At 61.7% G+C, this 15,518-nt stretch carries 15 protein-coding genes; 8 read left to right on the top strand and 7 right to left on the bottom strand.

Annotated features, from left to right (window positions below; translation table 11 throughout):
- Positions 1 to 62: 62 nt before the first annotated feature.
- The 4 genes from nadB to radC all read right to left on the bottom strand — a co-directional run bounded on the left by nadB (position 63) and on the right by radC (position 3,278).
- The gene (gene nadB, locus C2L64_RS03220) at positions 63 to 1,661 is read right to left on the bottom strand and encodes an L-aspartate oxidase (RefSeq protein ID WP_007586230.1); all 1,599 of its coding nucleotides are present in this window, start codon (positions 1,659 to 1,661) and stop codon (positions 63 to 65) included.
- A 236-nt stretch (positions 1,662 to 1,897) separates the two neighbouring features.
- The gene (gene rpmG / locus C2L64_RS03225; RefSeq protein WP_007586229.1) at positions 1,898 to 2,065 is read right to left on the bottom strand and encodes a 50S ribosomal protein L33; all 168 of its coding nucleotides are present in this window, start codon (positions 2,063 to 2,065) and stop codon (positions 1,898 to 1,900) included.
- Positions 2,066 to 2,075: 10 nt separating this feature from the next.
- Complete coding sequence (rpmB, locus tag C2L64_RS03230; protein ID WP_007586227.1) at positions 2,076 to 2,309, bottom strand: 50S ribosomal protein L28; 234 nt, start codon at positions 2,307 to 2,309, stop codon at positions 2,076 to 2,078.
- A gap of 258 nt (positions 2,310 to 2,567) precedes the next feature.
- Positions 2,568 to 3,278 carry a RadC family protein gene (gene radC, locus C2L64_RS03235; protein WP_244144499.1) on the bottom strand — a complete coding sequence of 237 codons (711 nt, stop codon included), beginning with the start codon at positions 3,276 to 3,278 and terminating at the stop codon, positions 2,568 to 2,570.
- Positions 3,279 to 3,485: 207 nt separating this feature from the next.
- Between radC and C2L64_RS03240 the strand changes: the two genes are divergently transcribed.
- The 7 genes from C2L64_RS03240 to C2L64_RS03270 all read left to right on the top strand — a co-directional run bounded on the left by C2L64_RS03240 (position 3,486) and on the right by C2L64_RS03270 (position 10,523).
- Complete coding sequence (locus C2L64_RS03240; RefSeq protein ID WP_007586223.1) at positions 3,486 to 3,941, top strand: FKBP-type peptidyl-prolyl cis-trans isomerase; 456 nt, start codon at positions 3,486 to 3,488, stop codon at positions 3,939 to 3,941.
- 2 nt (positions 3,942 to 3,943) lie between these two features.
- Positions 3,944 to 4,903, top strand: a complete 960-nt coding sequence (ispH, locus tag C2L64_RS03245; RefSeq protein ID WP_007749222.1) for a 4-hydroxy-3-methylbut-2-enyl diphosphate reductase — start codon at positions 3,944 to 3,946, stop codon at positions 4,901 to 4,903.
- Between the two features lie 539 nt (positions 4,904 to 5,442).
- Positions 5,443 to 6,645: a branched-chain amino acid ABC transporter substrate-binding protein gene (locus C2L64_RS03250; protein WP_086918246.1), complete on the top strand. Its 1,203-nt coding sequence runs from the start codon at positions 5,443 to 5,445 to the stop codon at positions 6,643 to 6,645.
- Positions 6,646 to 6,873: 228 nt separating this feature from the next.
- Positions 6,874 to 7,824 (top strand): branched-chain amino acid ABC transporter permease, encoded by a 951-nt coding sequence (locus tag C2L64_RS03255; protein ID WP_007586210.1) that lies wholly within the window; start codon positions 6,874 to 6,876, stop codon positions 7,822 to 7,824.
- An 18-nt stretch (positions 7,825 to 7,842) separates the two neighbouring features.
- Positions 7,843 to 9,012 carry an ABC transporter permease subunit gene (locus C2L64_RS03260; RefSeq protein WP_090836088.1) on the top strand — a complete coding sequence of 390 codons (1,170 nt, stop codon included), beginning with the start codon at positions 7,843 to 7,845 and terminating at the stop codon, positions 9,010 to 9,012.
- An 18-nt stretch (positions 9,013 to 9,030) separates the two neighbouring features.
- A complete protein-coding gene (locus tag C2L64_RS03265; protein ID WP_007586207.1) occupies positions 9,031 to 9,807 on the top strand; it encodes an ABC transporter ATP-binding protein in 777 nt (258 codons plus the stop codon).
- Entirely contained in the window at positions 9,807 to 10,523 is a 717-nt protein-coding gene (locus tag C2L64_RS03270; RefSeq protein WP_007749228.1) for an ABC transporter ATP-binding protein, read from the top strand. Before C2L64_RS03265 ends, C2L64_RS03270 begins: the two co-directional genes overlap by 1 nt.
- 855 nt (positions 10,524 to 11,378) lie before the next feature.
- Here C2L64_RS03270 and C2L64_RS03275 read toward each other — a convergent pair.
- The 3 genes from C2L64_RS03275 to C2L64_RS03285 form a co-directional block, all read right to left on the bottom strand.
- Positions 11,379 to 11,831: a GNAT family acetyltransferase gene (locus C2L64_RS03275; RefSeq protein ID WP_007747552.1), complete on the bottom strand. Its 453-nt coding sequence runs from the start codon at positions 11,829 to 11,831 to the stop codon at positions 11,379 to 11,381.
- Complete coding sequence (locus tag C2L64_RS03280; RefSeq protein ID WP_086918040.1) at positions 11,828 to 13,012, bottom strand: acetylornithine transaminase; 1,185 nt, start codon at positions 13,010 to 13,012, stop codon at positions 11,828 to 11,830. The genes C2L64_RS03275 and C2L64_RS03280 overlap by 4 nt, the downstream gene beginning before the upstream one ends.
- Positions 13,013 to 13,348: 336 nt before the next feature.
- Positions 13,349 to 14,380, bottom strand: coding sequence for a CDP-6-deoxy-delta-3,4-glucoseen reductase (locus tag C2L64_RS03285; RefSeq protein WP_007747548.1), 1,032 nt, complete (start codon positions 14,378 to 14,380; stop codon positions 13,349 to 13,351).
- Between the two features lie 74 nt (positions 14,381 to 14,454).
- Between C2L64_RS03285 and C2L64_RS03290 the strand changes: the two genes are divergently transcribed.
- Complete coding sequence (locus C2L64_RS03290) at positions 14,455 to 15,507, top strand: NAD-dependent epimerase/dehydratase family protein (protein ID WP_090836118.1); 1,053 nt, start codon at positions 14,455 to 14,457, stop codon at positions 15,505 to 15,507.
- Positions 15,508 to 15,518: the final 11 nt, after the last annotated feature.

Consider the following 15,518-nt stretch of genomic DNA (forward strand, 5'->3'; position numbering starts at 1 on the left):
TCAAGCAAAAGGCCATCGCCAGTCAGACTGGCGATGGCTTTTTTCATGCGCGCACGCGACGGCTACACGTTGCGGTTCGGCACACGCTCCGGCGAAAGTACGGTTGGCAGCGCCTTGGGCAGCGCGTTCGGCCAGTCACGACTGTAGTGCAGCCCGCGGCTCTCGCGCCGCGAACGCGCGCCTTCGACGATCAACGACGCCACATCGACCAGATTGCGCAGTTCGAGCAAATCGCGGCTCACCTTGAAGTTCGCGTAGTACTCGTGGATTTCGTCGCGCAGCAACGTCAGACGGTGTTTCGCGCGCGCGAGCCGCTTGTCCGTGCGCACGATACCGACGTAATTCCACATCAGGCGGCGCAGTTCGTCCCAGTTGTGCGCGACGACGACTTCCTCGTCGGGATCGGACACGCGGCTCTCGTCCCAATCGGGCAGCGGCGCATGCACGGCTGCGCCGAAGCCTTCTTCTTCGATCGCCTGCGCGGCCGAGCGACCGATCACGAGGCACTCCAGCAGCGAATTGCTCGCGAGCCGGTTCGCGCCGTGCAGGCCGGTACACGACGTTTCACCGACAGCGTAAAGCCCGGTCAGATCGGTGCGCCCGGCGAGATCCGTGACGACGCCGCCGCACGTGTAGTGCGCCGCGGGTACGACGGGAATCGGCTCTTTCGTGATGTCGATGCCGAACTCGAGGCAGCGCGCGAGAATGGTCGGGAAGTGCTCGCGCAGGAATTCTGGCGGTTGATGGCTGATGTCGAGATACACGCAGTCGATACCGCGCTTCTTGATTTCGAAGTCGATCGCGCGCGCAACGATATCGCGTGGCGCCAGTTCGGCGCGTTCGTCGTGAGCCGGCATGAAGCGCGTGCCGTCGGGCAGCTTAAGAATGCCGCCTTCTCCTCTCACAGCCTCTGAGATCAGAAAGGACTTGGCGTACGGGTGAAACAGACATGTCGGGTGAAACTGGATGAACTCCATGTTCGACACGCGACAACCGGCCCGCCAGGCCATTGCGATGCCGTCGCCCGTCGCGGTGTCGGGGTTAGTCGTGTACAGGTAGACCTTGCCCGCGCCGCCCGTGGCGAGCACAGTATGCGGCGCCTCGATGGTGACGGTGCGGCCGCTCGCGAGATCGAGCGCGTAGAGGCCGTGACAGCGGCGTCCCGGCAGGCCGAGCCGGTCCGAGGTGATCAGGTCGATCGCGTAGTGGTCTTCGAGCAGCGTGATGTTCGGATGTTGCCGCACGCGCTCGCTCAGCGTCGCGACGACGGCGTGGCCCGTTGCATCGGCGGCGTGGATGATGCGCCGATGGCTGTGGCCGCCTTCGCGCGTCAGGTGGAAGCCGAGCTCGGCGGCGTCGTCCTTTGTGAACGGCACGCCCTGGTCGATCAGCCATTGAATCGCCTCGCGGCCATGCTCGACGATAAAGCGCGTCGCCGCTTCATCACACAAGCCGCCGCCGGCGATCAACGTGTCGTCGACGTGATTCTCGACGCTATCGGCAGAATCGAGCACGGCGGCGATGCCGCCTTGCGCCCAGTCGCTGGCGCCCTCCGTCAGCGAACGCTTGGCGATCACGGCGACGCGCCGCGTCTGCGCGAGATTCAGCGCGACACTCAAACCGGCCAGTCCGCTGCCGACAATCGCTACATCGAAATTCATCTCCTCTCTCCGTCGTATTGCGCGGCCGGTGCGGCGAGCGCCGCCAAGACCGTTCGATTGGGAAACAGAACAGCATACGCGTTGAAACCGCCGAGGAAAAGCTGACCGATCGGCGTAGGCTATTGCGCGCGCGTCGCAAGAGGAGGGGATGGTGAAGAGGGCCACCGCAAAGCCGGTAGCCGGAAAACAAAAAGCCCCGCATGGTGCGGGGCTTTTTCGACAGGTAGAAGACCAGATTACTTGATCTTCGTTTCCTTGTACGCCACGTGCTTACGGACGACGGGATCGAACTTCATGATCTCCATCTTTTCCGGCATGTTGCGCTTGTTCTTCGTCGTCGTGTAGAAGTGACCCGTACCAGCGGTCGATTCCAGCTTGATCTTGTCGCGTGCGCCCTTGGCCATGATTTACTCCTTAGGCTTCGCCACGTGCGCGCAGATCTGCGAGCACGGTGTCGATACCGTTCTTGTCGATCAGGCGCAGGCCGGCGTTCGAGACGCGGAGGCGCACCCAACGGTTTTCGCTTTCAACCCAGAAACGGCGGTTCTGCAGGTTCGGAAGAAAACGACGCTTGGTCTTGTTGTTGGCGTGGGAAACGTTGTTGCCGCTCATCGGCGCTTTCCCAGTTACTTGGCATACGCGTGCCATGAGAGCACTCCTAATACGCTAATTCTGAGTTCGGAACGCCGTGAAGTTTCCCGGGAAAACATAAGAACCAAGCCGTAGCCGACTTAATCTCTCGCTTTCCGGAAAGGCCTTGAGGCTTCGGAACAGGGGTTGGAAAGAGGCAAATCGAAATTCTAGCAGAAAAAAAGCCGAAATATCAAACCTTATTTGCGACGGACAGGACGGATGCGCAACGCCGCCGCCCGCGCCTTTCCCGCTGTGTGCTCATTGCGCTGCGGCTCATGGCCAGCCCGCGCGCGCGAAAGAAAACGTCTCGTTCGCGCCGATCACCAGATGGTCGATCAGTTGCACGTCGATCAGTGCGAGGGTGTCGCGCAGCACGCGCGTGAGCTGGCGGTCACTGGCGCTCGGCTTGACGGCGCCGGACGGGTGATTATGCGCGACGATCAGGCTTGCCGCATTGACCGACAGCGTGCGCCGAACGATCTCGCGCGGGTATACGGCCATGCGCGTGAGCGAGCCACGCGAGTTTTCTTCCGAGCGGATCAGCCGGTGCCGGGTGTCCAGAAAGAGGCAGATGAACACCTCGTACGGCCGCGAGCCGATCAACAGCCGCAAATAGTCCTCGACGGCTTCGGGCGAGTCGATCAGCGGACGCTCGCGCATCTTTTCCGCGAGCGCGCGCCGCGCCATCTCCATGATTGCCAGCAGTTGCGCGCGCTTGGCCGGGCCGACGCCGCGCACGCCGTCGAAGTCTTCGGGCGTCGCGTCGAGCATCGCGCGCAACGAGCCGAAGCGCCCCAGCAGCGAGCGCGCGACGTCGAAGACATTGTGGCCGGGTAGCCCGGAGCCGAGCACGAGCGCGACCAGTTCGGTTTCGGAGAGCGCCGCCGGGCCGGCCTCGAGCAGCCGCTCGCGCGGCATGTCGCGGGTCGGCCACGCGGGCTGCGGACGGCGTATCGGAGGCTTTTCTGCCGCGGAGCGCGGCATGACTATCGTGTCGTTCATGGCTGTGTCCTTCGAATTTCGGATGAAGCGGCGACGACGCGCCGCGCAGCAACGTTCCAGCCGGCTCGGGATATGTGGCTTACAATAGATCCTTTGCGCACGGCGCCCCCGGCATGGCATGGGCCCGCCATGCGCGCGACCCGCGCCGCTGCGTTTGTGCGCCGCGCGCCACGACCGAACGAGTACCGCATGAGCATCATCGACATCTCCGAAGTGAAACCCGGTTCGCACATCACACTTCACTACCGGCTTTCGCTTGCCGATGGCGCCGAGATCGTCAGCACTTTCAACGACAAACCCGCTACGCTGCTGCTGGGCGCGGGCCAACTGGCGCCGCCGCTGGAAGACATTCTGCTGGGATTGAAGGTGGGCCACCATTCGACCTTTCAGCTAGAGCCGGGTCAGGGATTCGGCCCGCGCAACCCGGAGCTGATCCAGCGCGTGTCGCTGGCCACGCTGCGCGAAAACGCGATGATCGGCGAGGATTTTTCTCCCGGCGATCTAGTCGAATTCAATGCGCCGGGCGGCGGTCGCTATGCGGGCGTGCTGAAGGAAGTGGGTGAAACCTCGGCTCTCTTCGATTTCAACCATCCGCTCGCCGGCCAGGCGCTGACGTTCGAAGTCAAAATCATCGGGATCCTGTAAACATGAGCATCACGGACACGACTCTCGCCGAAGCTGAAATCCTGCTTGCGCAGCCGCGCGGATTCTGCGCCGGCGTCGATCGGGCGATCGAGATCGTCGAACGCGCCATCAAGCTGTACGGCTCGCCGATCTACGTGCGTCACGAAATCGTTCATAACGCGTATGTCGTCGAAGACCTGCGCAAGAAGGGCGCGATCTTCATCGAGCAGTTGGACGAAGTGCCGTCGGGCAGCACGGTGATCTTCAGCGCGCATGGCGTGTCGAAGGCCGTGCGTGCCGAAGCCGACGAGCGCGGCCTGCGCGTGTACGACGCGACCTGTCCGCTCGTCACCAAGGTTCACATCGAAGTCGCGAAGATGCGCGCGGAAGGCTTCGACATCGTGATGATCGGCCACAAGGGCCACCCCGAAGTCGAAGGGACGATGGGACAGACGGCCGAGGGCATGTATCTCGTCGAAGATATCGACGACGTGCAGGCGCTGCAACTCGCCGACCCTGAGCGCATCGCCTACGTGACGCAGACCACGCTGTCAGTGGATGACGCCGCGCAGATCATTGCCGCGCTGAAGGCGAAGTTTCCGAACGTCAAGGAACCGAAGAAGCAGGACATCTGCTACGCGACGCAAAACCGCCAGGATGCCGTCAAGTTCATGGCGCCGCAGTGCGATGTGGTGATCGTCGTCGGCAGCCCGAACAGCTCGAACTCCAACCGGCTGCGCGAACTGGCCGAAAAGCTCGGCGTCCCTTCCTATATGGTCGACTCGCCGGATCAGATCGATCCCGCGTGGGTTGCCGACAAGCGCCGCATCGGCGTGACGGCGGGCGCGTCGGCGCCGGAAGCACTGGCTCAGGCCGTGATCGGCCGTCTGCGCGAGCTGGGCGTGCGCAACGTGCGCGCGCTGGAAGGCATCGAGGAAAACATTGCGTTTCCACTGCCGCGCGGGCTCGGTTTGCCCGCCTGAAGACCTGTCCCCAACTGAAAAAGCGCGCCGCGGGCGCGCTTTTTTATTGCCTTTGCACATCAGAAATCATCATAAAAACGGTGCCATATCACCGAAAAACAAACCAGGGACGGTGTCGAGGCGAACATTCTTTTTGTTTTCCGGGGCGTAATTTGGGTGAATGAGACCGATCGCGCCCCGTTTTTCGCCAGACAATTGCGTTGATGTGCGGACAAGCGCACAAATACGGTGCATTTGAGGACTAACATAATATTGAGACAGATGGATATGCCGAAGTCCGCAGCATCGGGCTCGCAGCGAAATCTCTGCAACATCTGATGCTGCAAGGCGTCAGCAGTGGTGCAACTGATGCACGGAAAACTGGCGCAACCAGGTTGCGATGATCAGCCGCTAAGGGCCTCGCAGCACGGTTGCAATGCAGGAAAACCCTGCGCCTCCAACAATATTGCCCGTCGCAAAATTGGAGTTACAATGCGCCCGTTCTCAGGCCTTGAACGCCTCGGGACGCCAGATTTAGCAAGGCGCAGGAGACCTATTTAATGCGAGTCAAGTTTGCTTGTGCCGTGTCCATCGCGGCCGCTGTTGCGATGTTGACCGCGTGCAGCAAAAAGAACGAAGGCGAGGCGGACAAGAGTGCGTCGGCAGCGGTGGCAGTGTCGGCGGCGAGCGCAAGCGAAGTGACTGTCGTGAAGATCGGTCATGCGGCCCCTTTGACGGGCGGCATTGCACATCTGGGCAAGGACAATGAAAACGGGGCGCGTCTCGCTATTGAAGAGATCAATACGCAGGGGTTGACCATCGACGGCCGCAAGATCCAGTTGCAACTCGACGCGCAGGACGATGCGGGCGATCCGAAAACGGGTACGCAGGTCGCGCAGAAGTTGGTGGACGATCATGTAGTTGCCGTAGTCGGGCACCTGAATTCGGGTGTGTCGATTCCGGCCTCGAAGATATATAGCGACGCGGGCATTGTGCAGATATCGCCATCCTCGACGAATCCGGCCTATACGCAGCAAGGCTTCAAGACGACCTACCGGGTTGTCGCGACCGATGCGCAGCAAGGTCCGGCGCTGGCGAACTACGCGACGAAGTCCCTCGGCGCGAAACGGATCGCCGTGGTCGACGACGCGACTGCGTATGGCAAGGGTCTTGCTGACGAATTCGCGAAGACGGCGGAAGCGGGCGGCGCGAAGATCGTCGCGCGCGAGGCGACCAATGACCGGGCCACGGATTTCCGGGCCATCCTCACAAAGATTAAAAGTGCCCAGCCGGACGCCATCATGTTCGGCGGCATGGATGCAACGGGCGGGCCGTTCACGAAACAGGCAGCGGCGCTCGGGATCAGGGCAAAAATCCTTGGCGGCGACGGCGTGTGCACCGACAAGGTGGGGGAACTGGCGGGCAGTGCCGTTCAGAACCTCGTGTGTTCGGAAGCAGGACTTGCGCTTTCGAAGATGGAAAGGGGAGCGGACTTCGAAAAGAAGTACGACGCACGCTTCCACACGCCGGTGCAGATTTACGCGCCGTTCACGTATGACGCTGTATACGTGATCGTCGACGCAATGAAGCGCGCCAATTCGATCGAGCCGCCCAAGGTGCTCGCTGCGATGCCCTCGACTGACTACACAGGTGTAATCGGTCACATCGCATTCGACGACAAGGGCGACCTGAAAGAAGGCGCGATTACGCTTTACGACTTCAAGGACGGCAAGAAAGCGGTCCTCGACGTCGTGAAGATGTAATGACGGGACGTACAGCCTGACGGCACCGGACCATCCGACGGTGCCGTTTTTGCATCCGCGTCGAGCGCGCGGGCCGCTGCAACCCGGTGGCTACAGACGCTCGACGAAGATAACCCTTACCGGTCTTTTACATCAGTACCCGCAGTGCCGTTGCGATTTGCGTGAAGCATCAGTGCCAACCGGCAGATGAAGCGCGCGAATCCAGTCGCACGGGCTAAGGAGCATTAAATGGATATTTTCATCCAGCAGGTTCTCAACGGACTGGTGCTTGGCAGCGTCTACGCCATCATCGCACTGGGCTACACGATGGTGTACGGCATTCTCGGCATCATCAACTTCGCGCACGGCGACATCCTGATGGTCGGGGCGATGGTTGCCCTGTCCTGTATCGGGGTATTGCAGAACCACTTTCCCGGTCTCGGCAATATACCGACGCTGTGTATCGCGCTGGTCATAGCGGCCATTGTCTGCGCGGCGGTGGGCTACACGATCGAACGCGTGGCTTACCGGCCGCTGCGCAAGGCGCCGCGTCTCGCCCCGCTGATCACCGCGATCGGCGTGTCGATCCTGCTGCAGACGCTCGCGATGATGATCTGGTCGCGCAACCCGCTGCCGTTCCCGCAGCTCCTGCCGACCGATCCGCTGAACGTGATCAAGGCCACCGACACGACGCCGGGCGCCGTGATCTCGATGACTGAAATCGTGATCATCGTCGTCGCGTTCCTCGTGATGGCGGGCCTGCTGCTCCTCGTGCACAGGACGAAGCTCGGCCGCGCGATGCGCGCGATCGCCGAGAACCCGAGTGTCGCCTCGCTGATGGGCGTGAACCCGAACTTCGTGATCTCGGCGACGTTCATGATCGGCTCGGCGCTGGCGGCGCTGGCGGGCGTGATGATCGCGTCGGAATACGGCAACGCGCACTTCTATATGGGCTTCATTCCCGGCCTCAAGGCATTTACGGCGGCGGTGCTCGGCGGTATCGGCAACCTCGGCGGCGCAATGGTCGGCGGCGTGATTCTCGGTCTGATCGAACAGCTGGGTGCCGGCTACATCGGCAACCTCACGGGTGGCGTGTTCGGCAGTAACTATCAGGACGTGTTCGCGTTCATCGTGCTGATCATCGTGCTGGTGTTCCGTCCGTCGGGCCTGCTTGGCGAACGTGTCGCGGATCGTGCGTAAGGGAAAGGAGCAAACACAATGACCTCTATTCAACCAATCGAGCCGTCCACGACGCTCATCCCTGAACGGAATATGACGAAGACGCTGGTGGTGGGCATCATCACCGCCGTGTTCGTGATCGCCGCGCCCTTCGTCATCGGCACCGCCGGCGGCAACTACTGGGTCCGCGTGCTCGACTTCGCGATGCTGTATGTGATGCTCGCGCTAGGCCTGAACGTAGTGGTCGGCTTCGCCGGCCTGCTGGATCTGGGCTACATCGCGTTCTACGCAGTGGGCGCGTACACGGCCGCATTGTTGAGTTCGCCGCACCTGTCGTCGCAATTCGAATGGATCGCGCATCTCGCGCCGGGCGGGCTGCACGTGCCGTTCTGGATCATCGTGCCGTGCGCAATGGCAGTCGCTGCGTTCTTCGGTGTGATTCTCGGTGCGCCGACGCTGCGTCTGCGTGGCGACTACCTTGCCATTGTGACGTTGGGCTTCGGGGAAATCGTCCGGATCTTCCTGAACAACCTCGACCGTCCGGCGAACATCACGAACGGCCCGAAGGGCATCACGGGCATCGACCCCGTTCATCTCGGCGATTTCAGCCTCTCGCAGTCGCACTCGCTGTTCGGCCTGACGATTCCGTCGGTGTACTCGTACTACTACGTGTTCGTGCTGTGTGCGCTGTTCGTGATCTGGGTGTGTACGCGTCTGCAGCACTCGCGCATCGGCCGCGCCTGGGCCGCCATCCGCGAAGACGAAATTGCCGCGAAGGCGATGGGCATCAACACCCGTGACGTGAAGCTGCTCGCGTTCGCGATGGGTGCGTCGTTTGGCGGCCTGTCGGGCTCGATGTTCGGCATGTTCCAGGGCTTCGTGTCGCCGGAATCGTTCACGCTGCCGGAATCGATCGTCGTGCTGGCGGCCGTGGTGCTGGGCGGCATGGGCCATATTCCGGGCGTGATTCTCGGCGCGGTGCTGCTCGCCGTGCTGCCGGAATTCCTGCGCTCGACGATGGGTCCGCTGCAACACCTGATCTTCGGTCACGAAGTCGTCGACACGGAAGTGATCCGTCAGCTCGTCTACGCACTCGCGATGGTGCTGATCATGCTGTACCGCTCGGAAGGCCTGTGGCCGTCGCCGAAGCACGAGGACAAGATCGCGAAGATTGCCAAGCGCAGCAACAAGAAGCCGGTGCGCGCTTAACGGACAGGAGAATTAAACATGAGCGACAAGCAAATCCGTCTGTCCGTAAAGGGCGTGAACAAGCGCTTTGGTGGCTTGCAGGCGCTGTCGGACGTGGGCCTTCAGATCGAAGAAGGCACGATTTACGGTCTGATCGGCCCGAACGGCGCTGGCAAGACCACGTTCTTCAACGTGATTACTGGTCTCTACACGCCGGACTCGGGCGAGTTCAAGCTCGACGGCACGCCGTACACGCCGACGGCTGTGTATCAGGTGGCGAAGGCGGGCATCGCGCGTACGTTCCAGAACATCCGTCTGTTCGGCGGCATGACTGCGCTGGAAAACGTGATGGTCGGCCGCCACGTGCGCACGAAGCACGGTCTGCTGGGCGCCGTGTTCCAGACGCCGGCTGAGCGCAAGGAAGAGCGCGAGATCAAGGAACGCGCGCTGGAACTGCTCGAGTATGTCGGCGTGCTGCAGTACGCGGACTACACGTCGCGCAACCTGTCGTACGGTCACCAGCGCCGTCTGGAAATCGCGCGTGCACTGGCAACCGATCCGAAGCTGCTCGCACTGGACGAACCGGCTGCCGGCATGAACGCAACGGAGAAGGTCGAACTGACGAAGCTGCTCGACAAGATCCGCGCGGACGGCAAGACGATCCTGCTGATCGAGCACGACGTGAAACTGGTGATGGGCCTGTGCAACCGGATGACAGTGCTCGACTATGGCAAGGTGATCGCTGAAGGTCTGCCGCACGACGTGCAGAAGGACCCGAAGGTGATCGAGGCTTATCTGGGTGCGGGGGTCCACTGATGGCTACGGCAATGTTGAAAATCAAGGGCCTGCAGGTCAACTACGGCGGCATTCAGGCCGTCAAGGGTGTTGACCTGGAGATCGCGCAGGGCGAACTCGTTACGCTGATCGGCGCCAATGGCGCGGGCAAGACGACGACCATGAAGGCTATTACGGGCCTGAAGCCTTACTCGGCCGGTGATATCGAGTACATGGGCCAGTCGATCAAGGGCGTGCCGGCGCACGAGCTTCTGAAGCGTGGTCTCGCGATGGTGCCGGAAGGGCGCGGGATCTTCGCGCGTATGTCGATTATCGAGAATATGCAGATGGGGGCTTATCTGCGTACCGATAATGAAGGGATCAAGAAGGACGTCGAGCGGATGTTCGGGTTCTTTCCGCGGTTGAAGGAGCGTGCGACGCAGTTGGCGGGTACGCTGTCCGGTGGTGAGCAGCAGATGCTGGCGATGGCGCGTGCGGTTATCTCGAAGCCGAAGCTGTTGCTGCTCGACGAGCCGTCGATGGGGCTGTCGCCGATCATGGTCGAGAAGATCTTCGAAGTCGTGCGCGAGATTTCCAAGGAAGGCATCACGGTCATGCTGGTTGAGCAGAATGCGCGACTTGCCTTGCAGGCTGCGGATCGCGGTTATGTGATGGATTCGGGTATGGTCACGATGTCGGGGGATGCCAAGCAGATGCTTCATGATCCGAAGGTGCGGGCCGCGTATCTCGGCGAGTAACTCTCGCGGTTGGTTTTTTTGTTTTAACAGGAAGGGCTGCACGTTCAGGCGTGTGGCCTTTTTTGTTTTGTCGTGGGCTTTGATTGGTTTTGGTTTTGGCTTCGCCTTTTCGCTGGCATCCGCGTTATGCCTTCGTGCTTCAAGCGTCGCCCCTGTGCGGGGCGGCACCTACTTTTCTTTGCCGCCGCAAAGAAAAGTAGGCAAAAGAAAGCGGCTAACACCGCTAACTCTTGTTCTTGCCTGAGGGCCCCCAACGGCCCCGTCCTTCACACGGTAACGCACTTGTTCACGTGCGTTGCCAACGCTCTCTCTGTACGCCTCACCTGCTTCATGTGCACGCGTCGCAGCACGCCGTGCCGGACATTCCGCCGCCGCCCAGGTGGCAAACTGTGTGTAGGCTTTCGCGCCATACGCGCATCACTCCGGACTGAGTAGCAAGGTTGGTGTTTCTGGTAAGAGCACTCACCTGTGCGGTGCGACAACCTACACACAGTTTGCCACCTGGGCGGCACAAACCATTCGCTACCGCTAGCCCTTGTGCGGGTGTTTGAAGTTGGTGAGGCGCTCATTCAGCGCGTTGGCAACACACGCGAACAAGGACGTTGCCGTGTGAAGTGTGGGACCGCTTGGGGGCCCTCAGGCAAGAAGAAATGTTGGCGGTGTTAGCCGCTTTCTTTTGCCTACTTTTCTTTGCGGCGGCAAAGAAAAGTAGGTGCCGCCCCGCACAGGGGCGACGCTTGAAGCACGAAGGCAAAACGCGGATGCCAGCGAAAAGGCAAACACACAGGGGCGACGCGTGAACAGCAAACACCGTAACGCGGATGCCAGCACAAAGGCGAAGCCAAAAAACCAAACCTAAGCCACTGCCCCCAACCGTTTCCCAAGACTAATCACCGCATCAGCAACATACCCAAGCGACTCATAAAAAGCCTGCACATCGGCCTTCGCGCTCAGCACCTGCAGATTCACCTTAGGACACCCCCGCGCGGTAAGCGCCGCTTCAGCATGCCGCACAAGCAAAGTCCCAATCCCAAGGCGCCTGGCCGCCGCCTCGACAGCAAGCGAATACAGCCAGCCTCGATGCCCATCATACCCAGCCATCACAGTTCCAACGATGCCCCCATCCTTCACGGCAACGAAGAACAGTTCAGGCTGCGTAGCCAGCTTGTTAGCGATCGACAGATGCGGATTACGCTGCGGCCGGCTCGCATCCTTATACTCAGGAAACGCTTCGAGCCACAGCGCGATCACGGCATCCGTATCGGCCGCATCGAACACGCGGATCGACAGGGAAGCCGCGCCAATCACAGCGTATCCAGAATCGACCGCAGCATCGCCATCATCTGGTCGATCTCTTCCGTCGTCACGTTCAAAGCGGGCATGAAACGCAGCAGATTAGGACGCGCGGCGTTGAGCAACAGCCCATCCGGCTGCATCAAACGCGCCTTCTCGACGATCTGGTTGCCGATATCCTTCCCAAGCAGCAGCGCACGCAGCAGACCTTCGCCACGCTCGCCCTCGAAGCCGCGCTCGGCAGACAGTTCGAGCAGCTTCGTGCGCAGATATTCGCCACGCGCCTTCACGCCATCGAGGAAGCCAGGCGCCGTCAGTTGCGAGATCACCGAATAGCCGGCTGCCGTCATCAGCGGATTGCCGTTGTACGTGCCGCCCTGGTCGCCCGCTTCAAACACCTCGACATGCTTCTTGCACAACAGTGCACCCAGCGGCACGCCGCTGCCGATACCCTTCGCCAGCGTCATCACGTCCGGCTCGACACCCGACAGCTCGTACGCGAACAGCGTGCCCGCACGGCCGCAGCCGCTCTGCACTTCATCGACGATCAACAGCAGGTTGTGCTTCTTCGTCAGCTCGCGCAGCTGCTGCATGAACTCGCGCGATGCGGGAAGCACACCGCCTTCACCCTGGATCGGCTCGAGCATCACGGCGACGGTCTTGTCGGTGATCAGTTTTTCGACCGACGCGATGTCGTTCAGGTCAGCTTTCGGAAAGCCCGGCACCTGCGGCGCATAGATCGTGTCCCAGCCCGGCTTGCCGCTTGCCGACATCGTCGCGATCGTGCGGCCGTGGAAGCTGTGATCGAACGTGATGATCTCGTACGCACCGCCCTTGAACTTCTTGCCCCACTTGCGCGCAAGCTTGATCGCGCCTTCGTTTGCCTCGGCGCCGCTGTTCGTGAAGAACACCTTGTCGAAGCAGCTATGCTGCGTGAGCAGGCCCGCGAGCTTCGCCATCGGTTCGTTGTAGAACGCGGGCGACGGATTGATCAGCGTGCGCGCCTGTTGCGTGAGTGCTTCGATCACGCCGTCGTTGCAATGGCCGAGGCTATTGACGGCCCAGCCCTGAATGAAATCCAGATATCGCTTGCCGGTGTTGTCGTAGAGCCATGAGCCCTTGCCGTGCGTGAAAACGATTTCAGGCCGGTTCGTGATGTACATCAGCGAATCGATCGGATACTCATTGAAGTTCATGGCTACAGGCTCCAGGCAAACAGGGATGAAAAACCGCCTTGGACAACATGGCCCAGCAACGGAAAGAAAAAAGCACGACGGGTACGGCAGAAATACAAAAAGCCACGGCATGCCGTGGCTTTCATGATTCGAACTGCGTGCGCGTTGTTCGCGCGAATCCGTGACGAAGCCAGCGGCGCCCCTAAGGGAGCAGCGAGCGGCGACGTCGAAGTTCGGACTGGATGCGGTTCATGCGCGAAAGAATACGACAATGCCGGCGCCCGTGTAAACCTGCAATTTGCATGTCTTCACGCACTGCCGGCCGTTTCTCACAATCGAAGCGTGCTTGCGCAACGATCAGACGGGGTTCGCGAGATCGGCTGCGCTCGTGAACGAATCCGCATAGAACTCGTCTTCCGGCAGGCGATGATGCTGCGTGAAATCGCGCTGTGCCGACTCGACCATCACAGGCGCGCCGCATGCATACACCTGATACGCCGACAAGTCTGGCAGATCTTCGATGACGGCCCGATGAACGAAGCCGATGCGGCCCGTCCATGCGTCGTCCGCATCCGGTTCGGAGAGAACCGGCACGAACTTGAAGTTCGGAATCTCGCGTGCCCATTGGTCGGCGAGCTCCATCATGTACAGGTCCTTCTTGCGGCGCGCGCCCCAGTAGAGTGTCATCGGACGCGTGATGTTCTTGAACACGGCATGCTCGACGATCGCCTTCAGCGGCGCGAAGCCCGTGCCCGACGCGAGCAGCACGATCGGCTTGTCCGACTCTTCGCGCAGGAAGAACGTGCCGAGCGGCGCCTCGAAGCGCAGGATGTCGCGCTCCTTCATCGTGTTGAAGACGTGATCTGTGAACGCGCCGCCCGGCATGTGGCGGATATGCAGTTCGACAGGACCGTCCGCGTGCGGCGCGCTCGCCATCGAATAGCTGCGGCGCTTGCCGTCCTTCAGGATGAATTCGAGGTACTGGCCCGCCATGTACTGCAGGCGCTCATTCGCGGGCAATTGCAGCTTCAGCACGACGACGTCGTCGGCCTTGCGCTCGATTGCGTTCACGCGGCACGGCAGCTTCTTGATCTGCACGTCGCCGATGCCCGTCACTTCGCGGATGTCGATCTCGAGGTCCGTGCAAGCGGTGGCGCAACACAACAGCGCCAGGCCGCGCGTCTTCTCGTCGTTCGACAGCGCGGACGACGAATGCGCGCGCTGCTCGACCTCGCCGCCGACGACCGCGCCCTTGCACGAGCCGCATGCGCCGTTCTTGCAGCCGTACGGCAGGCCGACGCCCTGGCGAAGGGCGGCTGTCAGCACGGGTTCGTCGGGTTCCACCTGAAACTGCCGGCCGCTTTGCCGGAGCGTTACATTGAATGCCATAAGTCGTTCAGTCTTCGAATACAGAAAGTCGGTAACCAATGCGTGCCGTGGATCGCGGCTACAATGCGTCCACGATGAAAGCGACACGAAAATTGCGCAGACCGCGCGTGCTGATCGTCGGTTGCGGCGATGTCGGCATGCGCTGCGTGCGGCAACTGCAAGGACGCGCGCGTCTCTATGCGCTCACCAGTCACGCGGAGCGCCGCGACGAACTGCGCGCGGCTGGCGTCACGCCGATCGTCGGCGATCTCGACGTGCGCGCGAGCCTTGCTCGTCTTGCGCGTCTCGCGCCGACCGTCCTGCATCTCGCGCCTCCGCAAAGAACAGGCGACGTCGACACGCGCACGCGCGCGCTGATCGCCACGCTGACTGCACCGCGTGTCCGGCGTGTCCGTCATCTTGCGACGGGGCGGTTGCGGCGCGCGCAGCACGGCATTCGTGCACGCAAAACATCCAGTATTGTACCCGACGGGGGGTATCCGGCTCCGCGGGCCGGGCATCGGCCGAGCCAGCGTTCGCGCGTCGTCTATGCGAGCACGACGGGCGTCTACGGCGATTGCGGCGGCGCGTGGCTCGACGAAACGCGCCCCGTCGCGCCTGCCAACGAGCGAGCGAAGCGCCGCGTGTCGGCGGAGACGCAATTGCGGCGCGCGGCCACTCGGCGTGCAATCACGGCGAGCATCGCACGCATTCCGGGCATCTACGCGGGCAACCGGCTGCCGCTCGCGCGGCTGGAAAAACACACCCCGGCGCTCGTCGATGCCGACGACGTCTACACGAATCACATCCACGCCGACGATCTCGCCGCGATCCTGCTGCGCATGTCGACGCACGGCCGATCGTCACGCGTGATCCACGCATCCGACGACACAACGCTGAAAATGGGTGAGTACTTCGACCGGGTGGCGGACGCATTCGGCATCGAGCGCGCGCCGCGTATCGCACGCGACGAAGCGGAACAGCAACTCGGCGAGATGATGCTGTCGTTCATGCGCGAGTCGCGGCGTCTCGTCAACACGCGTCTGAAGCGTGAGTTGCGCTTCAGGCTGCGCTATCCGAGCGTCGACGACTTTCTGCGTACGGTAGCGAGCCATAGCCGCACGCAGCCGCGCGCAGACAAGCCGTGACGGAAAGCGCA

The sequence above is a fragment of the Paraburkholderia hospita genome (assembly GCF_002902965.1).
In the GTDB taxonomy this organism is placed as follows: Bacteria; Pseudomonadota; Gammaproteobacteria; order Burkholderiales; family Burkholderiaceae; genus Paraburkholderia; species Paraburkholderia hospita.